We start from the raw sequence: 25,219 nt of genomic DNA, 5'->3' as shown, positions 1-25,219 counted from the left end.
TTTTTTAGATTTATAAAATCCATAAGCAAAGAAGAGTAAACCGGGAATAAGAAATATTTCAAATGGCATGATGGATCTGATTAAATAGGTTTAACTACAATTAGGCTGTTGTTATCAAGGTTACTCGTCTCAATTAATAAGTTCTCCTGTGCAATTTCTTTATCAAATTTCGGTCCCAGATAAACCAGTACAAACGAAATACAGACAATTAAAGAAGAAGGCATATTATTGATGACCTCATTTCCATAACTGCAAAAGAAAATACCAGCACTGGCTGATAAGATTGCAATCAGCTTTACTTTCAGTTTTTTATCCTGTATCATCCAGATAATTCCGCAGCATTTTCCTAAAATATACATCAGCATACTAAACCAAAGGGTTAGCCCTACAATACCATACATAGCCCATATTTTAACCCAGTAACTATCCGGTTGTATGATGGAAAGGAATTTATCCTGATTATACTCAGAGAAAGCCCCTAAAACACCCAATCCGCCACCAAAAGGCCGCGAGCTCAGGTATTCCCTCAAAATCCGCTGCGTATTGAAACGGACATTCAAGGATGGATCTTCAGGATCCAGAGAACTTCTGAAACGGTTAATTTCGTAATAATTACTTCCGATGGTGGTGTATTTCAATCCCCCTAAAAAGACGGCCATAAACAGGCCACCTAAAAACAATACCTTGAAGTTTTTAGTCAGGAATATCGCAAAAACAGCTGCGACAACCAGGGCGAAAAATGCACCCCTTGTACCCGAAAGCAACATCGCATAGCCATAAAAACCAGCAAGAGACAATAAGGTCACTTTTTTCCAAAGCTTAGAGGAGCCTAAAGCCAGTACCACGGCCATTACCACAAACACCGCCTCAAATGCACCAAACTGCCCGGCATCATAAAAGGAGAATGCACGCAGTTTTCCGAAAATCAAATGGGTAGCCCCACCAGGCCCGTCAATAAAGCGTTGTTCGCCTGGAAATAAGCCAAAATGTATCTGTTTAATCCCGTTTAATGCAGCAACAAGCGCTAAACCAAGAATCAGCTTAATGAAAAGGTCAAGATCACTTTTCTTATTAAATACAATGAAACTCAAAGGAATAAGCAGTACCGGATATAAGGCGACCGACCTGATTTCCATCAGCCAGCCCATTACACTCGCACCAGCCGGATTAATAACTTCGATGACACTGACAATAAACCAGATCAGGAATAACAGGCTCAGATCATTACGGATCACCAGCCAGTCTTCTTTCTTATAATAAATCAGGGAGGACAGCCAGGTCAGGACCAGTAGTAATTCGATCCCCATCCCATAAGACAGGCCTCCTATTTCCCTGCCTAAAAAGCCCAGTAAAAAACAGTAAATGACTAAGGTTACCAGTCCGACCTTTGGATTTCTGAAAAGAAAGATCAGGTAAACAGTAAATACGGCCAGCAGCGCTAATACTACCGGAACTAATAATTCCAGTTTTGCGGTTGCAAAACTGGATATTCCCGCTATTAAAAGACCAAAAATTAAAAACTTTATTCTCGACTTCTTTAAAAACAGGTGATTAGAATCTCGCTGCATAATTAAATATCTACCACTAAATTAACCATCTATTCCGGCTAATTTTATTTTATTTATCACCCAGCCCATAAATCCAGGCTGTTTTTTAAGAAAAGCTATTAAATCTTTGTCTGAATCAGTCAATGTTTTACCTGCTTCAAATACAGCGACATTTTTCTCTGTAAATGAAAGCCATTCTTTGGCAAGGTTAATATTCAATAAGCTATTGACATCAATGATAATGATATCAAATTGTTTTTTGAGTACATCAAATCCAGCTCTCAGATTTCTTTCACTCTGTATTTCCAACAATGACCTGGTTTCATCTATCTTATTCAGACGGGTAATCATGTCATCAATCTGTATCTCTCTTTTCACCAAAAAGGTCTCAAAGTTCTGGCTGATCTGCAACTGTTTAGAGTCTGACAATACAGGAGTTACCTGATCACCACCAATCAATAATACTTTCTTACCAGTCATCGCATAAGCATAAGCCAGGTTCGAAGCCAGGAATGTTTTTCCTTCCCCTACACCTAAACTTGTAATCCCTAGTACGCGGCTGTCTTCCTTCGCCATTTCATCACCAATCTCAAATCTTAATGATCTCAGCAAATCTTTATGGATCGTATAGTTATTATTTTTAGTATCATTCCAGATCGATTTGATATCTGTAACCTGCTCAGGAATGTAATTCAAACTACCCAATACACGCATTTTGGTCGCAGCCTCTAACTGGTGAATGGTATTGATAGAGTGATCTGTTAAAAACAACAGTACCAAAAGAGAGAAACAAACTGCAAAAGTAGCAATACCCGATAAAGCGATATACACAATAGTTTTTGAAGCTTCGGCAGAACCAGGTAAACCAACCTGCGCAACCTGAAGTTTTAAACCTGTATTTTGCTCTGTACGGCTTGTATTGGTCCGTTCCAATGCAGCCATATAGTCTTTTGTCGCAATATCAGCATCACGCTCATAATTTTGTATCCCGGCATCAAAAGGAACCATCGTATTGTATTGTCCTTTCAGTTTTGCCAGTTGTTTATCAATAGAGCTGATCGTGTTTTTAATCTGCTCTGTTGAAATGTCCAGGTTATTTTTTTGCTGTATTAATCCTTGTTTCGCAATCTGCGGATCTACTACATTCTTATCAGAATTTCTTGCAGACTGTCTGGATATTAAAGTCTGTAAAGAATCTACTTTACGTTTATCAGACTGTCTGAAACTGTTATCTATATAACGGTCATTCGCAGCTTTCAATTCGCTTTTTAAATTCAGGATCGTATTGTTATCTTCTACTACAGTTCCGCCCATGTACGGATCTCCGACCCCTCTGAGCTTACTGTTGATCGCAGAAAGTGCCCCCTGGTTTGCCTGAATATCACGGATCGCCTGTGCTTTTCTTTCCTCATACTGAGAAATCTGAGAATAAACCGTAGCCGCCTGTTCGTTCAGGTTCAGTACACCATTTTTCATTTTGAAGCCTTTCAATGCCCCATTTTTAGCATTCATTTCTCTTTCCTTCTTTTTCAGTAAGGAATCAAGCACTGCTATAGAGTTATTCTGATTGTTATAAACGTCAATACTATAATTGCTGATAAATTCAGTAGCTAACGTATTAACCAGGTAAGCAGATAAAAGCGGGTTCTCTGAAGTAAAATCGATATTTACAAAATCACTGTTATCAGGTCTGTAAATCATCATTTTTTTATTCAGTGCTGCTTCACCATAACCCATCGATTGCAGGATATCATATAATTTGAATTTCCCTTTGTTATCATAAACAGTAACCGGGATCTTTTGCGCAAGTCTTTGCTTGTAAGTATTCAGCAATTCCGATTTCTGCGCCGCAGAAAGAGAATCCAGTTTAGGACTATATTTTCTGAAAGCAGCTTTCGGATTTTCCAGATCATGAATAATCAGATTATAAGAAAGGATACTCATGATCTTTCTCATTTTCATCTTTTCGATGATATTACTGAACTGCTGGCTGGTCTTGAAATAATCGTTCTGTGTCTGTGAAGACAATTGTTTAGACTGATCTACCAGACCAGTAGAAATCTGAACCTGAGATTTATACTCTTTAGGAATATTTTTAGATAGAAAATAAGTGATAACGGCAGCGACTACAGGTACCAGTATCAGTATCCATATATATCTTTTGAGTAGCTTTAAAAATCTTTGAATGTCCATTTTCAGTAATAAACTTGAATTATTTTATTTAATGTCGGTAAGTTTTCTGCCAATTATCTCTTCTAATGCATCTTTAGCATTCAGAAAATTCACCTCAGTCTGTATTTTAGCAGAATTAGAATCTGACAACTGAACTCTGCTTCCATTATAAGCGTCCAATGGAATTTCACCTTTTTCAAATCTGCGGCGTTGATTTTCAGCTACCCCATTGTTATCCTGTGCAGTCTGAGTTTTAATTTTCAGCTCACTTAACATTTGAATATAGGTATAATATCTCTTTTTTACTTCGTTTACTAAGGCATAATCGTAATCTGCGGTTTGTAACTGAGCAACTTTATAATCAGCTTTTGCACGTTTAACTAAAAATGGTTTCTGTAAAAAAGCACCCAGATTTAAACTGATACCATATTGAATACCATTTACAATATACGGATTTGAAGTCTCTCCTGGATTGCTGATTGCCTGTTTATCACCCGGACGGTAAAAATAAGAAGCACTGAACATATCAAGGTAAGATATTTCCGCTACAGCTATACCAGTTTTAATTGCGTCTTCCTGTGCTTTAAGTATCTTACGTTTTGGATAATTTTCTTTTGCAGCCTGGATATATTTTTCCAGCATACCGTAATTGATGTCTCCGATAATCGAGTCCTGTGCAGATACGTGCAGGCATAGAAACGATAGTAAAAGAACTGTGAGAGCAGATACTTTTTTCATTTGATTATTATTTTAGTTGATTATTAATAGGGTTGATTTTATCTATTTATACTTTTTCTCTCTGGAATAAAGCAGGGAAGGTTTTTAACATGATACTCATATCAAACCATACCGAGTAATTCCTTGCATAAAAGTTATCCAGTTTTTTACGTTCTGTATCAGACATATCCGCTTTTCCTCTTTTGCTGATCTGCCATAAGCCAGTGAGACCTGAGGGGCCTAAAAACCGCATTGACCATTCATTGGAGGTTAACATTTCTGCCTCATATAAAGGCAAAGGTCTGTTTCCTACTAAAGACATATCCCCTTTCAGTACATTCAGTAACTGCGGAATTTCGTCTATGCTGGATTTTCTTAAGAAATTCCCCAGTTTAGTTACACGTGGATCATTCTTGATTTTCACAAATGCATTGGTACCGCTTCCATCATCAGCATACTGATTCAGCGCCGATAAATTTTTCAGTTCTTTATCTGCACCGGCTTTCATAGATCTGAACTTATAAAAGTCGAAGATCTTATAACCTGTACCCACTCTTTTACTTTTATAGATGACAGGCCCTTTTGAATCCAGTTTGATAAATAAAGCGACAATCAGCAGAAATGGCGATAAAACCAGCAATACTCCGCCGGCAGCAACCACATCAAAGATCCGCTTGGTTGTCGGTATAATATATTCTTTCTGTTTTTTAATCACGGAAAGCTGTTCAATATTCGGCTTGATCAGTTTAAATTTGATTAAAAAATTCAGCCTGTCTTTTAGATCTTCCATTTGATAAGGAAGGAAATACAAATCGTGTATTTTCGCCTTGATTGCCCTTGCCCTTAACTTCATATCATGTTGCTGTGCCAGCAATACAATAATCAGTCCGCTGGTTAACGGATTATTTTTAATCTTCGCAATAATGGCAAAGACTGTTTCTTCCTGCTGTTCTTTGACCTCGATCATAATCACATCAGGTGTCGAGAACAATGATAAAGAACTTAAATAGGCCTCTAGTTTGGAGGAGTCATCCAGGTTGAAAATATTATACTCCTGCCCCAGAATCGCAGCTGATTCAGCTGAAAGTTCAGTACCGCAGTAAACCAACCTTATTCCTTTGTAATTATAATCCATTGTTTCTTTAAATAGCAGTTGTTAATGTGGCTAATACTCTGGCAATTTCGTTTTTCAAACTCTCCGGGTTAAATGGCTTCGGAAAATGTGCTTCTACTTTGAAAGGCAAATTTGCAACAATTTTATCCAGATCTTCTGCTGCTGATAAAATAATAACAGGGATTTCCCGGTAATAACCACTGATCTTAATACTTTTCAGAAAAGAAGTACCATCAAAATGAGGCATGTGTAAATCCAGAATAATAATGTCAGGAAAGTTTCCTTCCTCTAACCACAAGTGAGCCTTATAACCACTCTCCTTCGCATGAACAGTGTACTGTTTTGACAGGATAAAGTTGAGTAATTTTAAGATACTTGGCTCATCATCAACTATTAAGATTTGCTTTTTACCAAATGAGACATTTTCCATTTAAAGGGGTATTAAGATGTAGATTAATATTATTCAGTTTAGTATGCAAGTTATACATCCTATCAACAATTACGAATTAAAATAAACATCAGTTTTATAATTTAATATAGATTGATAAAATAATTTCTAATTATCAGTACCTATTGTATTTACATTCTATATTCCCAATATCCTGCCAAAATCAGCTGTGAAATGTAATTCATGAAGGAGTCCTTTGGAAAAACAACAAATTAAAGGCTTAAACAGGGTAATTTATTTAACCTAAACCCCGGAATATTAGCAATCAATCGATTCAACGCAATAAAGACAGATGCATTCCTTTAATTTGATATGATTGATGTTTTATAAAGATAACCTAATTTTTAATTTCCCGATTTGGCAATAAACACCCCAGGAGCATAAAAATTAGGGGAATTATCTCAACTAACTGTAAAATTTATACCCCCAGTGTCCAAAACAGGGGAATTTGCCCGGATTAAAGCCCCACTGAAAGTCAAAACAATATCTCCTGCGCGAATTAGTTAGCACATAATTTGCAGGTAATACATTGATTACAAATAATTAACTTAATGATTACCCTGTTATTATGAAATATATCTTTTTAAGCCTGGTTCTGTTCAGTACAATTTCTTTTACAGTTTCAGCACAAGACACTACCGCAGTTACTACCGGCTTACCTACCGCGGTTACCAGCACTGCTGCCGAAACAACAGTTCCGCGTCCTGTAGTTAAACTGATCAAAACCCCGGCTGCACTTGGCATCTCACCAAAAACACAAAAAAGGATTGCGGCTATTGCTAACCCGCCCATCAACCTTGCTCTTTTCGCGGTAGACAGACGGGATAAAAGCCAGGAAGGGAACTCTGATGTGATCATGATTATTACCATTGATCAGGTAACCAAGAAGATCAAAATGTCGTCTATATTACGCGATACCTATGTGAATATAGAAGGCAAAGGAATGGATAAGATCAATGCTGCATTTGCTTTAGGAGGCCCTCAGCTGGCTATTAAGACTATTAATCAGAACTTTGATATGGACATTCAGGATTATATCAATGTTGATTTTTTCGGAACTGCCAAAATGATCGATGCACTTGGTGGCGTAGAAATCAATGTTAAACCTGAGGAAATCCCTTACCTGAATAATTACCTGAAAGAGATCTCTATTATTGAAAATATTCCTCCTGTTAATGTAACCAATCCTGGTATCCAGGTATTAAACGGCAGACAAACCGTTGCCTATACCCGGATCAGAGCAGTTGGGCGTGGCGATTATGAACGGACTGAAAGACAAAGAACCGTCCTGATTGCGCTGTTTAACAAGATGAAAGGTGCAGGCCCGGCATTATACCCGGTATTTATGAACCAGATTTTACCGAATATGGAAACGAGTTTATCAGGTATGAACCTCTTTAAAATTGGCGGCGATATTCTGAATTCAAAAAGCAAAACTATCGAACAGGCAAGGTTTCCGCTGGATTCTTCCAGCAAAGGTATCAGGGTAAATAATATCTGGTACTTATCAGCTGACCTGAAAGTTACGACAGCAGCCATTCATAATTTTATTTACAAAGGCATTAGCCCTGCGCGTTAATCAGCTATGAATAAGCAGATTAAACCAAACCATCAACATTGACTGGTTAAACTAAGCAACAACTCCGGCTCGTTAGTAGTGATAAAATCGATCTTGTTTTCCAATAAGGTTAACATATCTTTTTTATCATTAACGGTCCACGCATTAATCGTCATCCCCAGACTGTGAGCTCTGTTAAACCAGTCTCCGGTCTGGTAAATATTGAAGTCATAATCCGCCTGCCGGATATGATCTCTTTTTAAGGTTTCAACAGGAAGTTCATCATTAATTTCAGCCAGAAATGCAGTCTTTGCAGCAGGATCATGCTGTAATATCCGCAACAGTGCCTCATAGCTAAAACTAATGTATTCTATCCACGCTCCGGCATTCATTTTTTGCACCATTGCAAACACCGCATCAGTCAGGGTTAATGTATCCAAAAGGTTCGCGGCCACTTTAATTTCAAGAATCAATTTCGTGTGGTCCTGCTTTATTCCTTCTCCCAGGTAGGTTTCCAGAGTTGGAAGGTATTCCCCATTGTGTAGCGTTTTTTGCCTCAGTTCAGCATAAGTGGAAGATGCAATCGGGATCCCCTGAAAATCTTCATCGTGATTTACAACAATTAAATTGTCTTTAGTCAAATGCACATCAAATTCAGACCCGTAACATTTTAATCTGATCGCCTCTTTTAAGGAAGCGATTGAATTTTCAGGCAGGTTATTCTTTTTAAAAGCGCCCCGATGGGCAATTACTTTATTGTTGTTCCAGTTCATTGCGTGGTCAGGCTCTTGTTCCTAAATAGAATTTATCACGGTATTCACTCGGTGTCATCCCAACTGTTTTCCTGAACACTTTTCTAAAAGCTTTAGGATCATTATATCCTGATTTATAAATTACTTCCGTCATCTGTTCAACGGTTTGTTCTAAAAGTTTTTTTGCGGCTTCAATACGGGTCTGCTGCAAGTATTCAATTAATGTAATTCCGGTAACCTGTTTAAAGCGCCGGACTATATTCCTCCTGCTGGCAGGTATATCTTTAATCATTTCTTCAATAGTTCCGGTATTATGATAAGCCATTTCTATTTTTTGCTGCGCCATAGCAACCAGATTATCATTGTGTTTTCTGGAAATCTGGAAAGTATTAAAATAGGATTGCGTATGTCTGTCCATATCTATGGCAAAAAGTTTCGCAATTTTTATTGCGATTGTGTTTCCGCAATGTATCTGTAAAAGATGCAGCATCAAATGAAAACTGGATGTCGCCCCACCGCTGGTGTACAACCTGCCGTCCTGGGTAACTGTCTTATCTGCCTGAAGACTGACTTCGGGAAATGCAGTGGCAAATTCTGTACAAGCATCCACATGGGTGGTTGCAATCTTTCCGTTGAGCAGCCCTGTTGCACCTAAGAGAAAAGCACCAGTACAAAAACTGGCCAGTTCCGCGCCTGCTGCATATTGCTGGTTCAACCAGGTAATGGCCGGATAGTTTTCAGCAATAGCATGCTGAATATTTTCATTGATAAACGAAGGGATTAAAATCAGGTCTTGTTTAGCTGAACTTTGAATAGACAGCGGCTGGTAGCCATAAAAATAGGTACCGGGATTGCTTAACAGACTGTCATCACTACAAAACAAATCAATTTGAAAAGGAGCCGGATGTCCGTCCTGAAGATACAGTTTGTTGACTGTTTCAAAGACATCCAGTATAGCTGCTACGCTTAATAATCTGTACTGATTAGTTAGGAGAAGACCAAGTTTTATCATTTGATTATTTTTTAATACCTAAATATAACATATAAAAATCAAAGTATTCATCCAATATCCCCTGGGCCTGTTTGTTTTTCTTGTATACTGGAGAAGGTTATTACATTTGCAAAAGAAAAAATAAAAATATATTATGATAGCTCACCACGTTTTATTCTGGTTAAAAACCGATACCACAGCAGCACAAAAAGATGCATTCAGAAAAGGTCTTGAATCTTTAGAAAAGATAGAAACCGTAACTAAAATTCATATAGGGGTTCCTGCTCCTATTGACCGCGCAGTTGTGGATACAACTTATACCTTTTCGGAGATTGTATTCTTTGAAGACCTTGCTGGTCATGATGTTTACCAGGCCCACCCTATACACATAGCCTTTTTAGACGAGTTCAGAGTCTTCTTCGAAAAGGTTGTCATTTACGACGCCATTTAATCAATCAGCGAATTGCCTCTTCTTTGAAGATGCAAACGCAATATTTTCAAATATTATCTGCAAAATGATTCTCTGGCTCAGAAGAATCATTTTGCAGATACTGGCCAATCAGTTTTTATCCGCATCAGCTTTCTCCAAAACGGATAAGATATTGCCGGACGGATCTTTAAACCAGGCTATTTTTGGCCCACCGCCATGAAATACCCCCAGATCATCAGTTTCAAAGCCTTCTTCTTTGTAAATGATAAATTCTATTCCTCTTTTGCGCAACTCATTCATAGAGTCCTGTAGGTTGATCACCGGAAAATTAAGAACGGTAAAAGTTGCCGGAACATGATTAGGTTTAGCATAAACGAATACAGTTCCTCCGCCTGCAATATGCAATACTAACTGCCCCATGGTCTGGGAAATTTCCAATCCCAGTGTATCTCTGTAGAATTTGATCGCCTCCGCTATCTCCTTTACGGAGAAACCACTGAATGCATTCACATCTTTAAACATTGCCATAAGCTTAAGGTTAAATTGACTGATAATTCATTACCCTAAGTTGAGCATATTAACTGGAATGTACCGGGGTTAAACAGGGCAATTTACAGGGCTGTCCGCGACAGATTTAATTCCCTGACCTGTGATGAGCACATGAAGTAAAACAAAACCAGCACAATTTACTGTCAGGGCCAGGTAATTCAGTACCAAACTGGAAGAGAAGTGCCACTGGAGTGCATTGGAACGACATTATAACGACCTTGAAATGAGGTTGGAATGACTGTGGTCATTGCAAGGTCATTCCAACGTCATTCCAACCTCATTCCAAGGTCATTTCAAGGCACTATTCAACACAGTTTCAACACTTGTTCTTTACGCCAAGGCCATATTTCCTTTCACAGCCGGTAAAAGGTGAAAAATAAGAGTGCAGGAAAATGTTTAGTAAAGGATAATCTGATTGTTTTTTCTTTTGACAGAGAGATTGGTATTCCGGCAAATTGCAGCCAGAACGGCTTCCAGAGATACATTTTTAAGAGTTCCGGTTAATAATCTGTTTTTCGCCCCTTTGTTGTCAATGCTGATATTACTGTTATAAACTTCATTTAAAACTTCAACCATTCTCCATAACGGCACACCCTCAGCGATAAATCCACCACTCCGGTAATAAGAATAAAGCTGATCGGTATTGTTTTCCTTCAACAATTGCGTACTACTTTGCCTGATCAATACCTTTTCTCCGGCATTCAGGGTGACTGTTTTACCACTTTTACTCACCTGAACAGTTCCCTTGCCGACAATGACCGCTATACTACCTTTTCTGTTTTTCACATTTAAGGATGCTCCGGCTACTTTGATTGTGGTACTGCCCGTATGAATGATAAATGGCTTTTCCGGATCTGGTGCAACCGTAAAGAAAGCTTCTCCTTTAGTTAACCAAACCTGACGCCGGGCTCCTCTGAATTTTTCGGGATAACGTAATAAACTTTGTTTATTCAGTACAATGACTGATCCGTCGGTTAAAGTATCTGCCTGAACGGTGTCTTTGGTCAGAAAGAGGAGTTCTTGTGTAGAAAACTGGCTGGAATACAGCCATGCGCCCACACCAAAGAATAGAAATACAGCTGCTATCTTCACCCAGAACTGGTAGCCTAAAAGGAACATTGTTTTCCTTTGCTGCTGCTCTTCCCCTTCATCTTTCAATTTCATCTGTAGAATTATTTATCCGCGATTTTTGCTAAGATAAAAGAATAGGGTTAAAATTCTTGCTATACCTCTGATAAATACTGATAGATATTGTTGAGTTGATGTGTATGCCGCTGGCTATGGTAATTCACAAAATATATAGCTTCGATACGGGTTAAAAAGCCATATCCGGGCAACTCAAATGTCAAGCATATTTTATCAAGTTCCATAGTCTGTATCAAATTGATTAAACTGCTTTTGATATTTTCCAGCGTCCCCAGCTGCCTTTGTTTACTATAACTGATGGGCAGTGGCAGTATAAAATCAGGAGATTTCATTTTAGTATCGAAATTCAGGAAATCAGCTCTGATCTGCGCAACCAGCTGATCTGGTTCCCGGTCGGCATCTTTTACCGGTCCCTGCATCACTTCAATAAATCCTGTATTAGCGAGAATAAGATGCTGCACTACTTGTCCCGCAGTCCAGCTATCAGAGAAAGGGATTTTATTGAGCTCTTCTTCATCGAACGAAGAAACAACCTGTAATAGCGTAGTCAATGTCCGGTCTGTATCCAAAAGAATTGTTTCCATAAGTTATGTTTAAAATCTATACTAAAGATAAATAGATAAGCTATATACTATTGCTTGCCTAAAAAGTCAATTTAAGGGGGCATTCCAGACAATTGCTAATTATTTTGCCAGGCAAAATCAGCTATAATTATTCTTTTTATGCAATCTTTACAGCCGGATAACTTCTTTTTATCAAAATGGATATAATTAAAAAGATCAACGAGATAGCTGTGACTTATTTTGAGGATAACAATTCAAAATTCGCCGCTGCCCTGGGAACAAACGAAGCCAACATCAGGAATTACAGGAGTAAAATTGTTCCTAAAGTGGAATTCATCGTGAAGTTATGCAACGATCTTGACATTAGTTTCGAATGGATGTTTAATGATTCAGGAGAAATGAAAAAGGTTAAAAAGGATGCTGATGTTTCTTTAACGTATCCGGTGGTGGCAGGAGTATATCCACCCGCAGCAGGAATCAGCAATAACCTTCAGCATCACCAGGGAATTCCCCTTTATGAAATGAACCCTGCCGGAAACCTGTTTGATTTTTTTAATCAGCCGCCAAATATCATTGATTATATCCAGATCCCTAAACTCCCAAAAAGTGACGGCGCCCTCTATATTCTTGGAGAAAGCATGTATCCCCTTTTAAAAAGTGGCGACATTGTCATTTATAAAAAGGTAAATAACCTGAAAGAAGGGATCTATTATGGAGAGATGTATTTGTTATCAATTCATATAGATGGAGATGATACTACTCTACTCAGATATGTTCATCATTCGGAAAAAGGAGAAGATTATATCCGGTTAATCAGCCATAACACCACATATGCCCCAAAAGACATCAGCATGGAATACGTTAAAGCGATGGCACTGATCAAAGCGGGTATCCGGATCAATACGATGATGTAAATTAGTATACCCTCCCGGCCGACAAGCTGACTATAGCAGATCAGCAAGCAGGCATTGTATTATAATTATGATACATTACTATGATTCATACTATTTTAATGAGACCAGCAGAAGACTTAATTTTGTCTTAGAAATTAAAAGATCTGCAAAATGGAAAATCAAAAAATATTTGTGATTAACGGAGGACAAGTTTTCGGACACTCCGGAGGTCGTTTTAACAACACAATTTTCAATGCAACACTAAACTTCTTTAAAAGTCAGCCTGGATTTGAAATCAGGTCAACCGATATTAACGACGAATATGATCCTGCACAGGAAGTAGAAAACTATGTGTGGGCAGATGTAGTCATTTACCATACTCCTATCTGGTGGTTCCAGGTACCTAATGGCTTAAAAAAATATATTGACGTAGTCTTTACTGAAGGTCATCAGAAAGGGATTTACAGAAGCGACGGCCGTTCTTCAGCTAATCCAAATATTAATTACGGGACTGGTGGTTCTTTACATGGCAAAAAATATATGGTGACTTCTTCGTGGAATGCACCGGCTACTGCTTTCACATTGCCTGGTGAATTTTTTGGCCAGCGCAGCGTAGATGATGGTGTACTATTTGGCTTTCACCGCATGAATGCTTTTACAGGTATGAAACCATTGCCTGGCATCCATTTTCACGATGTAGAGAAGAATGCTGATATTGTCAATGATATGAAATTATATCAGGAACATTTAACTAATACCTTCATTAATCAAAAACAAGAATATGAGTTTTTATCTAACAGCAATAATTAAAAGTACACCAGGAAACGCTGAACAATTAAAAGCGATTTTAAAAACTTTGGTTTCAGGATCAAAAAGTGAAGCTGCTTGTCTGCAATATGATCTGCACCAGGCTCAGGAAGATCCAAACCTGTTTATCTTCCATGAAGAATGGACAAGCAAGGAAGATTGGGATTTACACAATGTAACCCCTCATATTAAAAAATTCGCAGCAGATGCTGCAACAATACTAGATGGTGCACCCATCATACATATCACCAAAAGAGCAGGCTAAATGCTTGCTCCTGATAGTGGTTATACTATATAATTATGGAATACAGAAAATTAGGAAATACAGAATTAAACTTATCAGCAATCACCCATGGTGCTTTCGCTATTGGCGGGACCATGTGGGGCGGAAATGAAAAACAAGATTCAATTGATGCGATTCATGCTTCACTGGATCATGGAGTAACCAGTATCGATACTGCACCGTTTTACGGATTCGGGTTAAGTGAGGAGCTGATTGGTGAAGCAATTAAAGGAAGAGATCGTTCGAAAATCCAGTTACTGAATAAATTCGGATTGGTTTGGGATGGCAGTAACAATGGCAAAGGAGAATTCTTTTTCGATGCAGGGGCAGATGGTAAAAGTATACCAGTTTATAAATATGCCTCAAAAAGTAATATCATTAAAGAGGTAGAAGAAGGATTGAAACGTTTAGGAACTGATTATATCGACCTTTTACAATTGCACTGGCCTGATGCAACTACCCCTATTGATGAAACCATGGAAGCGCTTGATCAATTGATAGCGCAAGGTAAAATCAGAGCAGCTGGTGTGAGTAATTATAGCCTTGATCAGCTAAAAGAAGCACAAAAAACAATCAGTCTGGCTTCAAACCAGATATCTTACAGTATGCTGAACAGAGCAATTGAAAAAGAAATTGTTCCTTATACAGTAGAAAACAATATTGGTATCATTGTATACAGTCCGCTGGAAAGAGGGTTATTAACTGGTAAATATTTCAAAGATGCCAAACTTAAATCCAATGATCACCGTAACGGTTATTTTGGTCAGTTTAATCCTGAAAAAGTAAAAGCACTTTTACAGACGATTGAGCCAATTGCAGCAAGCAAAAATGCAACAGTTGCACAAGTCGTGTTAAGATGGACTACCCTGCAACCGGGTGTTAGCATTGTACTTGCAGGTTCAAGAAATGCTGCACAAGCAATTGACAATGCAAAAACAATGGATATCACCTTGAATCCTGATGAATTAAATAGCCTTAATAAAGCGGTTGAATTAGTCGGATAATACAAAAAACACCTTCATCAGAAGCCGGTTCGAATGTTCATAAAAAGACAGGGACCGGCTTCTTTCGTTTGACTGATTATTATTTATATTTAAAGAAAACATTTAATCAGACAATTATGAAGAAATTAAGCTTTATGTTCTCTTTTGTAGTCCTGTTATTACTGACCAGTGCTGCATCAGCTCAAAAAAATGACAATTATTTTGTTGGTCAGTGGAATATCTTAATTAAAGGACTTCCCAACGGCAATACAGATGCCCTGGTAAAGTTTGAATTGAAAGATGGTCAGCTGGCCGGCAGTATCACCAGCGTAACAGAGAAAAAAGAGATGCCTTTTAAAACAGTTACCTTAAAAGATTCTACGGTTACGGTTACATTTGACCATAGCAGCGGTCAGGTAGAAATGAACCTGCTTAAAAAAGATGACGCTAATCTGGTTGGTAACATCAACAATCAGTTCGACCTTAGTGGTGTCAGAAAAAAAGAAGATTAAATTAAATGAGCTTATTAAAAGATATATATTCCGTTCCCTTTTATAATAAATTAGCCGACACCCTGATTCAGCTAAACCCTGAATTCAATAAAAAAAGATTTATTGAACTGATCAATGTGGAAGGGTTCACTGCTATGGAACTTAAGCAGCGGATGCACCATACCACATTGGTCATTCATCAGTTTCTGCCTTCCGGTTATCCGGAAGCCATTCAGCATCTATCTTCCCTGATTCATCAGCTTAAAAAACAGCAAACGGGAGAACAGCTGCTGGCCTACATATTTTTGCCGGACTATATTGAAACCTACGGGCTGGAAGATTATGAAACTTCCATTCAGGCCATCGAATCAGTTACACAGTTTATCAGCTGTGAGTTTGCAGTCAGACCATTTCTGGCTAAATATGGACAGCAGATGATGCAGCAAATGGAAAAATGGTCTTTACATGAAAATCATCATGTCAGAAGACTGGCCAGTGAAGGCAGCAGATCAAGGTTACCCTGGGCAATGGCTGTACCCGGATTAAAAAAAGACCCGTTTATGATCCTCCCTATTCTGGAAAATCTAAAAAATGATCCTTCGGAATATGTACGCAGAAGTGTGGCGAATAGCTTAAATGACATTTCTAAAGATCATCCTGAAATTGTGATCGCTATTGCCGGCCGCTGGAAGGGACTGAGTAAAGAAACGGATGCGATCATTAAACACGGCTGCCGCGGTTTACTGAAACAAGGCCACACCAAAATATTAGCACATTATGGATTGGAGAGTACCGCTATTGAATTACTGGATTTTGAAATATTGACCGCAGCAGTAGCTATTGGTGAAAGTCTTGAATTTACGATCTCCGTTAAAAACATAGCTACGGTTCAACAAAAAATCCGGCTGGAATATGCAGTTTACTATAAAAGGCTGAATGGACAAGTCTCTAAAAAGGTTTTCAAAATCAGTGAGCGTGAATTTCAGCCTGCGGAGATTGCAGTAATCAATAGAAAACAAAGTTTTAAAATTATTACCACCAGAAAGTTTTATCCCGGTGCGCATCAGTTAGCTATTATTCTCAATGGCCGGGAAAGTGAGTTAAAAGATTTTGAATTGAAATAGTTTTTATGACAGCAGTTCACCAGAAAAACAGCTAAAAAGCCCGATAAATTAAATCCTGAATCAATAAAAGTCTTAATATCAATTGATTGATACAAACAAAAATTATACTAAATTGTTTTAGCTTAGAGTAATATCTCAGCCAGCAACCAAATAATAAACCTAATCATCAACTATGAAAAAGAGACCTTTTATCCAACTCTACAAGGGAGTTTTTATCCTTTTTATTTCAATTATTGCTTTCAGTTCCTGTAAAAAGATTACAGACGGGGCAGGTACATCGGGCGGTACACCATCAGATGCAGATTATCTGAAAAACCTGCTGGCTTATAAAAAAAGTGCACACCAGCTATTTCTGGGTTACCTGGTCAATGATGGCAATGATCCGGCCGCTGCGTCTTCCATGTTAAATGTTCCTGACAGCGTAGACATTGTTGTCGCATTTGCCGGATGGGATAAAGATGCTTCACACTGGACTACTTTACAGGCAAAAGGAACGAAAATACTGACCTGCACTTTCCCTGGAAATGATGCCTATTATGATGGATCTGCAAAAGATACCACAACAACTCAAAAAACGGCTTTATCAGCCAATAGTACTTATGACCACTGGGCAAAGGCCATGCATGATAAATTTATCAAGGGTATGGGATGGGACGGAATTGATGTCGATATTGAAACCGGTACTTTTGGCGGGGACGCACCAGCCAGTAATGCGAAAGCAGTATTAACTTCCGTAGCTAAATATTTTGGCCCCAATGCACAAGCTGGTAATCTGACTAAAGCGGGCGTAAAACCAATATTTATTTACGATACTGATGTGGATGTAGCGGGTGGCAGCCTTGGATACAATACGATTTATACCCCTTTCAAGAGCAACTATACCTATGTTAATTTTCAGTCTTATGTGGGTGGAAGCCGTCGCTGGAGCGGAAGCAAAACTTCAGATCTGACGCCATTGCTAACTGCATTTGATAAAACAAAACTGATTGTACTCACTAACGGGGATGAGTTTAAATACCCGAATGGTACCGAAGACACCCCTGGTGGTGATGCCAAAGCGACCAAATGGCTGCTGGATATTGCCAGCTGGGCTAAAACAAATGGGACTGCTGGGGTAGGTGCTTACCGTATGAGCAGAGATTATAACCATACGCCAGTATTTAGCAGCACGCGTCAGGCGATTCAAATTATGAATCCGCATTTGTAAAAAAATTCAATTGTCAGGGTTGCGGCCTGAGGTGAGATTCAATTAAAGGCAGGCAGATGTGGCTATTCAATAAAGACTGCATCTGCCCTTTAATTATTTATTCAATCTGCTAATCGGATTATACTGAAGAAACTCTGTTTCCGGTGCCAGGTAACCTGCTTTAACAGGCTCTTCTTTCATCAGATCTGTACTCAAATATTTTTTATTACTGTCAGAAAATATAGTAACTACACAACTGTCCATACCTAATTCCTGCTGTAACCTGATTGCTCCGATTACATTTGCACCCGAAGAAATCCCTACTGCCAGCCCTAACTGACTGGCTAATTTCTGAGCCATTAAGATCGCATCCCCATCGTTTGCCTGGATCACCCGGTCCAGTTCGTCCAGTTTTACAATTGCAGGAATAAATTCATCAGAAATCCCCTGTATTCTATGGCTTCCTACTTTATAGCCTGTGGTAAGTGTCGGAGATTCTGCGGGTTCAAGCGGATGGATTTTAATCGCTTTATTTTTTTGCTTTAAATATCGTCCAACTCCCATAATAGTGCCCCCTGTCCCTACCCCTGCCACAAAAGCATCGGGTATTAAATTATTTAAGCTCAGTTGTTCCCAGATTTCGGCACCGGTAGTTTCCTCATGTGCCTTTGGGTTATCCGTATTCTCAAACTGACGGGGCAAAAAAGTATGGTCATTTGTTAGCGCCATAGTTTCAGCCAGTTTAATACTGCCCAAAAACCCGCCTTCTTCTTTACTGATCAGTATAACTTCTGCACCCAGACTTTTGATAATATCAATCCGCTCTTTACTAAGCCAGCCGGGCATAATGATTTTAACCGGATGGCCCATTGCTTTACCAATCGCAGCAAAAGCAATCCCTGTATTGCCGCTTGTTGCTTCAATGATTTCATCACCGGGTTTAATCATGCCATTTTTATACGCGTTATATAAAGTAAATAAAGCAATCCTGTCTTTGATACTTCCAGTCAGGTTATAGTGTTCACATTTCACATATAATTTTCCCGGTTTCCCCCGAAAAGTATAATGTAATTCCAGCATCGGTGTATTCCCTACTAAGTGCCACAAATGTTCAAACTTACTTTCCAGCGCTGCTGTTAAACCATTTACTGTGCTTGTATTTACTGACATAATTACTTAGTTAAGATTACCTGATATTTCAGTAAAATTCAACCATAGCAACTTTAATAACAAGACATTTCAAAAAACCCGTAAATTTTATGGATAATGGAGAATAAAGTTTCTATTTTTACGGATAAGCACTTTAATTCAGCGGGTTAACCGGTATTTTTTCATTCCAGATTTATAACCAAAAATGCAAACAGATTTAGACCCCACAGACCTGGAAATTTTAAGGATTTTGCAGCAGGATGCTACGCTCACCAATAAAGAGATTGCTTTTAAGTTGCACAAGTCTATTGCTACCGTGCATGACAGAATAAAAAAGCTCAAAGAAAAAGGGTATATCAAAAGAGTAGTCGCGATTCTGGACCGGCAAAAGATCAATAAAAGCCTGATTGCCTTTTCCCAGGTTTTACTGAAAGAACATACCGCAGAGTCTTTAGGGGAATTTGAGCTGGAAGTTGCAAAATTCAGCGAAGTAATGGAGTGCTTCCAAATGACCGGGGCCTTTGACTTCATCCTTCGCATTGCCACAAGTGATATGGATACTTATCATTTATTTTTACGGAATAAACTGGCAAAACTATCAAATATCAGTACCGTTCAAAGCTTTTTTGTCCTCTCTGAGACTAAAAGTGAAACAGCCTATCCCTTGTAATTAAAATATTATTCTTTAATCAGTTGCTGCTGATCGACATGGTCTTCCACAGTATAAGGTAAATGATGTTTCTTCAATTTTTTGATTGGCAGGTAAGTAAAAAGAACAGAACACACCCCTGCGGTGAATCCTAAAAGCACGGCCAGCACAGCTCCGTTATAATTATAAAGCTCAGGAAAGCCAAAATGCAGGCCAAGCATCACTGCAAAAACAAAAGATACGGTGCAAAAACCATTAATACCTGCCAGCTGAAAAATGAATTTAACTTTCTTGAAGCCTTCTGGCAAGATGATTTCTGAGTGTCCTTTCTCTGAAAGCGTAATGGTCTTTTTCAGAATATCAAAAGTAATGATGAAGGGCAGAAAAAAGGCCATCGGCAAAATAAACCGGGCCAGGTTCTGCGCTCCATCAAATAAGTGAACAGCATTCAGGTCTGTAAAACTAAAATATGGAATGATCGTATTAAAAAATACATTCGGAATAATATAGTACAGTAAATTCTTACGTAAAAAACGCTTTAGCGTGACTTCATGTTTTTTTGTATCAGGTACAGACATATCAGGCAACGGATAATTGTTTCAAATCTTCAAATAATAGGTTCATGGTGGCTGTTTTAACAAGCAGTGCTTCTTGTTCAGTCAAGAAAGTATCATTTGACATCAGGGTAAAATCCATTTTGTTTTTGAAAGTACTCGCAATCATCGTATTTGGGTTTCTCCATGGAAAAGCCACTGTCGGACTATGAATGGCCAGTACTTCAAAATTCTGATAGTTTTCTGCAATCCTGAGTCTGCCCATATTGGAAAGCGTGACGTCATGTGTTCCATCTGTGGCTTTTAAAAACCTGACCATCCGGCTCACAATCGCATGAAAATACTCACTCATCCAAAGCATTTCTGCAACTTTCAAGGCTTCTACTTTAGTATTCAGATCAGCTTTCAGCATTCTTGCTTTGCTCCAGAAATCTACCTCCGCATTCTTGTCGATCTCTAATTCTACAATAGGTGCAAAGGCAAACATGTTGTCATTTTTGATTTCAGGAATAAACTGCCTGATGTCTACCGGGCAGATTACTTTTCCGTGTGCTTTTATCCCTCTTACCTGCTGAAAGGCTTTCATCACGGCAATACACAAAGCTGCATGAACGGTAGTCCCCGCAGCTTTACTGCGTTCAACCAATTCAACAGTCTCCTGCTGATCCAGTCGCCAATGCAACACGTAATTATTTCCGGCTGCAACTTTACGCTGGGTTGGTTTAAAATAGAAAAAGGCTTTACCCAGTAAAGAAAACAGGCGCGCCTTAAAAACCTTTGCCGGTGAAACCGAAAAAGAAGAAGACAAAAGTTCTTTTACGGACTGGAAAGAAGCATAGGGCTTAAGTTCCATACTGGGTTCATCCAGCAGAAATAATAGTTCCTGCATCAGCGTTACCAGCGTAGTCCCATCACAAATGCAGTGTGGCAGCACTAACAAAAGATCCGACACCTCCGGCGATTTCAACCAGATAACCCTGGCTAATGGCTCATTTTCACCATCAAACAGCTTATTCCATTCTGTTTTGGATTCATTAAGCCAATCCTGCTCTCCTTTACGTTCAACAACCCTTACCGGAATAACTTTAAGCTGTTCATTTAAAACAAAATACGGGCCACCGGCCTGTTGATCATCAATCTGCATCCTTAATAAAGGATGCTTATGCTGTATTTTATCAAGGGCTGCACGCAAGTTTTCCGGCTCAATCACCCCATGGATCTTGACTGTAAAAATGCAATTCACAGGGGTAGCTGCGTCCACGTACATCACTCTTTCTCCGATGATCAATTTTCTTTTCATTTGTTATCCTGGTTGAAACTGTGTTTTTAATTGTTCTTTGAGGATCGACATGATCCTTGTTTGTATAGCCTGACCTTCTGTATAAGGAATATATCCTTCGCTGGCGACGAAGCAAAAGTCCATTTGCCCGCGGCAGGTAGATGTTAACAGTGACGTTGTATTACCCAGAGGACCGATTGCAGTCGGTGCGTACATGGTTTCTATTTCAAATGTTTTATACTGATAAGGCATAGTTATCCTGCCCATATTAGAGAACATACAATCGTTACTTGATTTGCTGTGTTTTAAAAAGCGACTGAATTTATGGAGTACGGGATGTGCTTTTTCCAGTACCATCAGCATCAGGTATGGATCAATTTTTTTGAGCTTTTGCTTAATATCATGATGTATAGCCCTCAGATTGCTCATAAAATCAAGCTCCGGATAAGAGCTGACAACGAACATAGAGCCAAAAGCAAAAATATTGTCCTTTTTTATATGCTGATTAATATTACGCAGATCAACTGGGCAGGAAATCTTATTATGTGATTTTTCTTTTCTTACCTCTTTAAAAGTCTGTAACAGCACTGCACATAAAAGTGTATTGACCGTTACCTCAGCACGTTTGCAGAAACCGGAAAGTTGTGAGGTCATCTCTTCATCCATTTTCCAGTGAATCAAATAATCCTTTTTTCTTTCTACAGCTTTTTTTCCCGCCGGCATCAGCCTTAAAGCCAGTACGGCAATATTACCGATCAGGTTCACTTTTATCTTTTTCTTTCTACTCTCCATAATCTCAGGCGGCACAATGTCCGCAAGTCCTCTAATAGGGCTTTCCTGACCAATATCAGCATCTCCATTATCTATTAATTCGAATAATGCAGTCAGAATAGTCATTATTGACCCGCCATCAATCAAACAGTGGTGAAAGACCGTAAGCAGCTCAGAAACTCCATCTCCTTTTAACCATGACACACGTAACATCGGTTCCAGTTCTGTTCTAAACGGAGTTTGCCATTGCCTGACTGTCTCCGCTTCCCAGTCATGATCACTGTACCTGGAAAGGATTTCCACCGGAATTTTAACTGGCTGTTCATTAGCTGTCGCAAAGTATGGGCGGTTATTTTTATCATAGGTAATTACTGCATTCAGCAAAGGATGTTTCTGTTGCAGTCTTAACAGTGCATGATGCAGTCTCGCAGCAGAAAATTCTCCGCGGATTTTAATTGGAAACACTCCATTAAAAGGAGTTTTTCCATCACCAAGCATTAACCTTTCACCAAAAAGTAGTTTTCTTTTCATCTAATTTATTTATTGTTATTTTTTAGATGAGTCTTTGATGATTTAAAATAATTATTGCCCTGTGTGCCTAATACTTATTTTAACCATGTCGGGTTCATCGGCATTAATTATTCTTTTCGACTAATTGTTCCGCTTCAGCAAAATCTTCCAGCAGCTGTACTGCTTTGTCATTCCCGCCTGAAGCAATAAATGTTTCTTTTATTTTTAAAGCTGCGTTCCGGTATTGTGGATTTTCCAGCAATTCGAAAACAGCATTTTGCAAATCGGCAATTTTTAATCTTTTGTAACGGATACTAATTCCACAGCCTGCATTCACAATCAGTTTGGCCGTATGGAAATGATCATAAGCAATCGGGGTGATCAGCATAGGCAGCCCATTGGTAAAAGTATCGTTGACGGTGTTGAAACCACCATGACAGATCACCGCATCCATATGAGGCATCAGTTCGGTTTGCGGAACAAAGCTGTTCACGATGAAATTATCAGGCCATACCTCGAAAATATCCGGATTCGTAGCTGCGATGATCGTGACTGGCTGATCTGCAAAAGCATCAATCAGCTTCTGAAAAAATGCAGCTCTGATATCCACTAATAAAGTCCCCAGGGACACGAAAACCTTAGGCGTTTTTGCCGTTGCAAGTCTTTCCCAGTCAAAAGCAGCATGATTCGGCCTGCCTTTTACAGGGCCGACAAATTTCATATGCGGCGGAGTTTCTGTAAAGCCGGCAAATGTCTGAGAGGTAAAAACGAGATTGAGTTTATGAGAATGAATAAAAATATCATCTCCATAGATACCAAGTTCCTGCTGTAAACCTTTGATCAGCTGCTGCTGCCATTCAAATATTTTAGGGGCACTGGTCTGTGTATCTCCGATCACATCTGGTGGCACTGGTGTAGTAGTCACAGATGGAATGCCTTTAATATGGGCACATAAAGCCCCCGCAAAAGTAATACAGTCGTTTACGATCACATCTGGTTTCCACTCGTCCACAAAGTTCCCCAGGCCTTTCATCATAATCCTTGCAAATGGAACATAAGTTTCTTCCAGTGCCAGTTTCATGACCTCCGGGCCTGAACAGGCAGGGCCATCATCCTGGCGCTTTAATATCCGGTCAATTTCTTCCTGATGTTCTGCCAGGTCTGCTGCCGGATAAATGAATTCTCCGCCTTCAGGAATATGTTTTGCTGCAAGCGGTGTAATTCCTATCCATTTTACTTCATGCCCGCGGGCAATTAAACTGGAGCCTATGCTAAGGGTTGGGCTGATATGGCCAAAAAAAGGGGGTACGACAAATAAAAATCTAGACATAATTCCTGTTTTAACTATTTAATAACAAAGGTTCGTTGACACTAAACTGCGCTAATAAAGTAGCAGCAGCTTCAGTACCGCCGGCAGCAATAAATGATTCTTTAATTTCTTGTGCAGCGGTTTTGAATGCGGCATCCTGTAATATTTCCTGAACAGCTTCCTGAAGGTGCCTGGCTTTGAAACGGTTGAAATTCAAACGCAAACCGGCGCCAACACGTACTACTCTTCCTGCCACATGTGACTGATCATAGGCAATTGGAATCACAACCATGGGTAAACCATTCATCAGGGTTTCACAGACCGTATTGTGTCCGCCGTGGCAAACTACAGCATCCAGGTGCGGCAGTAATTCCAGTTGCGGCACCATACGCTGTACGATAAAGTTCTCCGGCCAGACTTCAAAAAGTGAGGGATCGGAAACGACGACTACAGTCAGGTTTTCGTTTTCAAATGCTTCAATAACCTTTGCAAAAAAGTTCTTTTTATGTTCATGGTCAAAAGTAGTTCCGATGCTGACGAGTATTTTTGGCCTGTTGTTTTTTTGCAGTAAGTCCCAGTCAAAACAGGCATTTACGGGCTTGCGGTTGATCACCGGCCCTACAAAATGATAAGAGGCTGGTAATTCCAGTTCTCCAAAAAATTCTCTCGAGGTTAAAACCATCGTCAGAATTCCTGAACAGGCTATAGAAGTAGATTTATCCACCCCAAGTTCTTTCTGCAAAGCGACAATCTGGTTCACTTCCCATTCATGAACTTTAGGCAGTTCGTCCATGATCTTGATCGCAGCAGGTGCAGTAACTGAGGTTGCATAAGGGATTTTATAGTTCACTGCGGCAATCGCACCAGCAAACATCTGATGATCGGTAATCACCAGGTCAGGCTTATACTTTTCCAGCCAGCTCACTATACCTTCATAGCTATGACGGTTTAACGGGATTAATACTTCTTCATATAAAAATTTGATACTATCAATTCCATAAACAATCTTTTTAGTGATAATATCAAGATACTTTTCACTATCCTGTTTATCCTGATCGCTTTCGTCATACTGAATCAATAATAACTCCCCTCCTTCAGGCAATTTTAAAGCAAGGTCAGGATCGAGTGTAATCCAGCCCACCTGATGTCCGCGTTGCAGTAAAACAGCTCCCATACTTAAAGTGGGATTGATATGGCCAGTCAGCGGAGGAACAATAAATACAAATTTTGCCATAGCGTGCGTA

General features: G+C 39.2%; 26 protein-coding genes. 10 read left to right on the top strand and 16 right to left on the bottom strand.

What is annotated here, in order from left to right; genetic code table 11:
• Positions 1-80 precede the first annotated feature (80 nt).
• The 5 genes from HDE70_RS14910 to HDE70_RS14890 are packed head-to-tail and all read right to left on the bottom strand — an operon-like array spanning position 81 to position 5,980.
• Positions 81-1,568, bottom strand: a complete 1,488-nt coding sequence (locus HDE70_RS14910; protein ID WP_183867931.1) for an O-antigen ligase family protein — start codon at positions 1,566-1,568, stop codon at positions 81-83.
• A 21-nt stretch (positions 1,569-1,589) separates the two neighbouring features.
• Complete coding sequence (locus HDE70_RS14905) at positions 1,590-3,740, bottom strand: exopolysaccharide transport family protein (RefSeq protein WP_183867930.1); 2,151 nt, start codon at positions 3,738-3,740, stop codon at positions 1,590-1,592.
• 24 nt (positions 3,741-3,764) lie between these two features.
• Positions 3,765-4,457 (bottom strand): TolC family protein, encoded by a 693-nt coding sequence (locus HDE70_RS14900; protein WP_183867929.1) that lies wholly within the window; start codon positions 4,455-4,457, stop codon positions 3,765-3,767.
• A 46-nt stretch (positions 4,458-4,503) separates the two neighbouring features.
• On the bottom strand, positions 4,504-5,571 hold the full coding sequence (locus HDE70_RS14895; RefSeq protein WP_183867928.1) for a sugar transferase: 1,068 nt from the start codon (positions 5,569-5,571) through the stop codon (positions 4,504-4,506).
• Positions 5,572-5,578: 7 nt separating this feature from the next.
• Positions 5,579-5,980, bottom strand: coding sequence for a response regulator (locus HDE70_RS14890; RefSeq protein ID WP_183867927.1), 402 nt, complete (start codon positions 5,978-5,980; stop codon positions 5,579-5,581).
• Positions 5,981-6,566: 586 nt separating this feature from the next.
• On the opposite strand from HDE70_RS14890, the gene HDE70_RS14885 reads away from it, so the two are divergent.
• The gene (locus HDE70_RS14885; RefSeq protein WP_183891110.1) at positions 6,567-7,577 is read left to right on the top strand and encodes an LCP family protein; all 1,011 of its coding nucleotides are present in this window, start codon (positions 6,567-6,569) and stop codon (positions 7,575-7,577) included.
• A 32-nt stretch (positions 7,578-7,609) separates the two neighbouring features.
• Here HDE70_RS14885 and HDE70_RS14880 read toward each other — a convergent pair whose 3' ends face one another.
• Together HDE70_RS14880 and HDE70_RS14875 are read right to left on the bottom strand one after the other, a co-directional pair.
• Positions 7,610-8,329 carry a glycerophosphodiester phosphodiesterase gene (locus HDE70_RS14880; RefSeq protein WP_183867925.1) on the bottom strand — a complete coding sequence of 240 codons (720 nt, stop codon included), beginning with the start codon at positions 8,327-8,329 and terminating at the stop codon, positions 7,610-7,612.
• A 7-nt stretch (positions 8,330-8,336) separates the two neighbouring features.
• Positions 8,337-9,320, bottom strand: coding sequence for a GlxA family transcriptional regulator (locus HDE70_RS14875; protein ID WP_183867924.1), 984 nt, complete (start codon positions 9,318-9,320; stop codon positions 8,337-8,339).
• Between the two features lie 133 nt (positions 9,321-9,453).
• On the opposite strand from HDE70_RS14875, the gene HDE70_RS14870 reads away from it, so the two are divergent.
• A complete protein-coding gene (locus HDE70_RS14870) occupies positions 9,454-9,750 on the top strand; it encodes a Dabb family protein (RefSeq protein ID WP_183867923.1) in 297 nt (98 codons plus the stop codon).
• 108 nt (positions 9,751-9,858) lie between these two features.
• On the opposite strand, the gene HDE70_RS14865 is transcribed toward HDE70_RS14870, so the two are convergent.
• The 3 genes from HDE70_RS14865 to HDE70_RS14855 all read right to left on the bottom strand — a co-directional run bounded on the left by HDE70_RS14865 (position 9,859) and on the right by HDE70_RS14855 (position 12,008).
• Positions 9,859-10,257, bottom strand: coding sequence for a VOC family protein (locus HDE70_RS14865; RefSeq protein WP_260160834.1), 399 nt, complete (start codon positions 10,255-10,257; stop codon positions 9,859-9,861).
• 417 nt (positions 10,258-10,674) lie between these two features.
• Positions 10,675-11,442, bottom strand: a complete 768-nt coding sequence (locus HDE70_RS14860; RefSeq protein WP_183869391.1) for a FecR family protein — start codon at positions 11,440-11,442, stop codon at positions 10,675-10,677.
• A 59-nt stretch (positions 11,443-11,501) separates the two neighbouring features.
• Complete coding sequence (locus HDE70_RS14855) at positions 11,502-12,008, bottom strand: DinB family protein (protein WP_183869392.1); 507 nt, start codon at positions 12,006-12,008, stop codon at positions 11,502-11,504.
• Between the two features lie 176 nt (positions 12,009-12,184).
• Here HDE70_RS14855 and HDE70_RS14850 point away from each other — a divergent pair, with 176 nt between their 5' ends.
• The 7 genes from HDE70_RS14850 (at position 12,185) to HDE70_RS14820 (ending at position 17,775) form a co-directional block, all read left to right on the top strand.
• Positions 12,185-12,901: a helix-turn-helix transcriptional regulator gene (locus HDE70_RS14850; protein ID WP_183891109.1), complete on the top strand. Its 717-nt coding sequence runs from the start codon at positions 12,185-12,187 to the stop codon at positions 12,899-12,901.
• Positions 12,902-13,051: 150 nt separating this feature from the next.
• On the top strand, positions 13,052-13,690 hold the full coding sequence (locus tag HDE70_RS14845) for an NAD(P)H-dependent oxidoreductase (protein WP_183891108.1): 639 nt from the start codon (positions 13,052-13,054) through the stop codon (positions 13,688-13,690).
• On the top strand, positions 13,662-13,952 hold the full coding sequence (locus HDE70_RS14840) for a putative quinol monooxygenase (RefSeq protein ID WP_183869395.1): 291 nt from the start codon (positions 13,662-13,664) through the stop codon (positions 13,950-13,952). The genes HDE70_RS14845 and HDE70_RS14840 overlap by 29 nt, the downstream gene beginning before the upstream one ends.
• 35 nt (positions 13,953-13,987) lie before the next feature.
• Positions 13,988-14,974, top strand: a complete 987-nt coding sequence (locus HDE70_RS14835; RefSeq protein ID WP_183891107.1) for an aldo/keto reductase — start codon at positions 13,988-13,990, stop codon at positions 14,972-14,974.
• Positions 14,975-15,090: 116 nt separating this feature from the next.
• On the top strand, positions 15,091-15,465 hold the full coding sequence (locus HDE70_RS14830; RefSeq protein ID WP_183891106.1) for a hypothetical protein: 375 nt from the start codon (positions 15,091-15,093) through the stop codon (positions 15,463-15,465).
• 5 nt (positions 15,466-15,470) lie between these two features.
• Entirely contained in the window at positions 15,471-16,568 is a 1,098-nt protein-coding gene (locus tag HDE70_RS14825; RefSeq protein WP_183869398.1) for a DNA alkylation repair protein, read from the top strand.
• A gap of 172 nt (positions 16,569-16,740) precedes the next feature.
• Entirely contained in the window at positions 16,741-17,775 is a 1,035-nt protein-coding gene (locus HDE70_RS14820) for a glycoside hydrolase family 18 (protein ID WP_183891105.1), read from the top strand.
• Positions 17,776-17,868: 93 nt separating this feature from the next.
• Here HDE70_RS14820 and HDE70_RS14815 read toward each other — a convergent pair whose 3' ends face one another.
• Positions 17,869-18,924, bottom strand: a complete 1,056-nt coding sequence (locus HDE70_RS14815) for a PLP-dependent cysteine synthase family protein (protein WP_183869400.1) — start codon at positions 18,922-18,924, stop codon at positions 17,869-17,871.
• A 184-nt stretch (positions 18,925-19,108) separates the two neighbouring features.
• On the opposite strand from HDE70_RS14815, the gene HDE70_RS14810 reads away from it, so the two are divergent.
• Positions 19,109-19,573, top strand: coding sequence for an Lrp/AsnC family transcriptional regulator (locus HDE70_RS14810; protein ID WP_183869401.1), 465 nt, complete (start codon positions 19,109-19,111; stop codon positions 19,571-19,573).
• An 8-nt stretch (positions 19,574-19,581) separates the two neighbouring features.
• Here the strand turns inward: HDE70_RS14810 and HDE70_RS14805 are convergent, their stop codons facing one another.
• The 5 genes from HDE70_RS14805 to HDE70_RS14785 form a co-directional block, all read right to left on the bottom strand.
• Positions 19,582-20,130 carry a hypothetical protein gene (locus HDE70_RS14805; RefSeq protein ID WP_183869402.1) on the bottom strand — a complete coding sequence of 183 codons (549 nt, stop codon included), beginning with the start codon at positions 20,128-20,130 and terminating at the stop codon, positions 19,582-19,584.
• Between the two features lies 1 nt (position 20,131).
• Entirely contained in the window at positions 20,132-21,406 is a 1,275-nt protein-coding gene (locus HDE70_RS14800; RefSeq protein WP_183869403.1) for a phthiocerol/phthiodiolone dimycocerosyl transferase family protein, read from the bottom strand.
• A gap of 3 nt (positions 21,407-21,409) precedes the next feature.
• On the bottom strand, positions 21,410-22,687 hold the full coding sequence (locus HDE70_RS14795) for a condensation domain-containing protein (protein ID WP_183891104.1): 1,278 nt from the start codon (positions 22,685-22,687) through the stop codon (positions 21,410-21,412).
• Positions 22,688-22,790: 103 nt separating this feature from the next.
• Positions 22,791-23,996, bottom strand: coding sequence for a glycosyltransferase (locus HDE70_RS14790; protein ID WP_183891103.1), 1,206 nt, complete (start codon positions 23,994-23,996; stop codon positions 22,791-22,793).
• Positions 23,997-24,006: 10 nt separating this feature from the next.
• A complete protein-coding gene (locus tag HDE70_RS14785) occupies positions 24,007-25,209 on the bottom strand; it encodes a glycosyltransferase (RefSeq protein ID WP_183891102.1) in 1,203 nt (400 codons plus the stop codon).
• Positions 25,210-25,219 lie beyond the last annotated feature (10 nt).

The sequence above is a fragment of the Pedobacter cryoconitis genome (assembly GCF_014200595.1).
GTDB lineage: Bacteria > Bacteroidota > Bacteroidia > Sphingobacteriales > Sphingobacteriaceae > Pedobacter > Pedobacter cryoconitis_C.
This window is presented reverse-complemented; position numbering and strand designations above follow the sequence as displayed.

Excerpts from the sequence above, each read along its gene's own strand:
- HDE70_RS14910 (WP_183867931.1), bottom strand. The coding sequence starts at position 1,568 with ATGCAGCGAGATTCTAATCACCTGTTTTTAAAGAAGTCGAGAATAAAG.
- HDE70_RS14905 (WP_183867930.1), bottom strand. The coding sequence starts at position 3,740 with ATGGACATTCAAAGATTTTTAAAGCTACTCAAAAGATATATATGGATA.
- HDE70_RS14900 (WP_183867929.1), bottom strand. The coding sequence starts at position 4,457 with ATGAAAAAAGTATCTGCTCTCACAGTTCTTTTACTATCGTTTCTATGC.
- HDE70_RS14895 (WP_183867928.1), bottom strand. The coding sequence starts at position 5,571 with ATGGATTATAATTACAAAGGAATAAGGTTGGTTTACTGCGGTACTGAA.
- HDE70_RS14890 (WP_183867927.1), bottom strand. The coding sequence starts at position 5,980 with ATGGAAAATGTCTCATTTGGTAAAAAGCAAATCTTAATAGTTGATGAT.
- HDE70_RS14885 (WP_183891110.1), top strand. The coding sequence starts at position 6,567 with ATGAAATATATCTTTTTAAGCCTGGTTCTGTTCAGTACAATTTCTTTT.
- HDE70_RS14880 (WP_183867925.1), bottom strand. The coding sequence starts at position 8,329 with ATGAACTGGAACAACAATAAAGTAATTGCCCATCGGGGCGCTTTTAAA.
- HDE70_RS14875 (WP_183867924.1), bottom strand. The coding sequence starts at position 9,320 with ATGATAAAACTTGGTCTTCTCCTAACTAATCAGTACAGATTATTAAGC.
- HDE70_RS14870 (WP_183867923.1), top strand. The coding sequence starts at position 9,454 with ATGATAGCTCACCACGTTTTATTCTGGTTAAAAACCGATACCACAGCA.
- HDE70_RS14865 (WP_260160834.1), bottom strand. The coding sequence starts at position 10,257 with ATGGCAATGTTTAAAGATGTGAATGCATTCAGTGGTTTCTCCGTAAAG.
- HDE70_RS14860 (WP_183869391.1), bottom strand. The coding sequence starts at position 11,442 with ATGAAATTGAAAGATGAAGGGGAAGAGCAGCAGCAAAGGAAAACAATG.
- HDE70_RS14855 (WP_183869392.1), bottom strand. The coding sequence starts at position 12,008 with ATGGAAACAATTCTTTTGGATACAGACCGGACATTGACTACGCTATTA.
- HDE70_RS14850 (WP_183891109.1), top strand. The coding sequence starts at position 12,185 with ATGGATATAATTAAAAAGATCAACGAGATAGCTGTGACTTATTTTGAG.
- HDE70_RS14845 (WP_183891108.1), top strand. The coding sequence starts at position 13,052 with ATGGAAAATCAAAAAATATTTGTGATTAACGGAGGACAAGTTTTCGGA.
- HDE70_RS14840 (WP_183869395.1), top strand. The coding sequence starts at position 13,662 with ATGAGTTTTTATCTAACAGCAATAATTAAAAGTACACCAGGAAACGCT.
- HDE70_RS14835 (WP_183891107.1), top strand. The coding sequence starts at position 13,988 with ATGGAATACAGAAAATTAGGAAATACAGAATTAAACTTATCAGCAATC.
- HDE70_RS14830 (WP_183891106.1), top strand. The coding sequence starts at position 15,091 with ATGAAGAAATTAAGCTTTATGTTCTCTTTTGTAGTCCTGTTATTACTG.
- HDE70_RS14825 (WP_183869398.1), top strand. The coding sequence starts at position 15,471 with ATGAGCTTATTAAAAGATATATATTCCGTTCCCTTTTATAATAAATTA.
- HDE70_RS14820 (WP_183891105.1), top strand. The coding sequence starts at position 16,741 with ATGAAAAAGAGACCTTTTATCCAACTCTACAAGGGAGTTTTTATCCTT.
- HDE70_RS14815 (WP_183869400.1), bottom strand. The coding sequence starts at position 18,924 with ATGTCAGTAAATACAAGCACAGTAAATGGTTTAACAGCAGCGCTGGAA.
- HDE70_RS14810 (WP_183869401.1), top strand. The coding sequence starts at position 19,109 with ATGCAAACAGATTTAGACCCCACAGACCTGGAAATTTTAAGGATTTTG.
- HDE70_RS14805 (WP_183869402.1), bottom strand. The coding sequence starts at position 20,130 with ATGTCTGTACCTGATACAAAAAAACATGAAGTCACGCTAAAGCGTTTT.
- HDE70_RS14800 (WP_183869403.1), bottom strand. The coding sequence starts at position 21,406 with ATGAAAAGAAAATTGATCATCGGAGAAAGAGTGATGTACGTGGACGCA.
- HDE70_RS14795 (WP_183891104.1), bottom strand. The coding sequence starts at position 22,687 with ATGAAAAGAAAACTACTTTTTGGTGAAAGGTTAATGCTTGGTGATGGA.
- HDE70_RS14790 (WP_183891103.1), bottom strand. The coding sequence starts at position 23,996 with ATGTCTAGATTTTTATTTGTCGTACCCCCTTTTTTTGGCCATATCAGC.
- HDE70_RS14785 (WP_183891102.1), bottom strand. The coding sequence starts at position 25,209 with ATGGCAAAATTTGTATTTATTGTTCCTCCGCTGACTGGCCATATCAAT.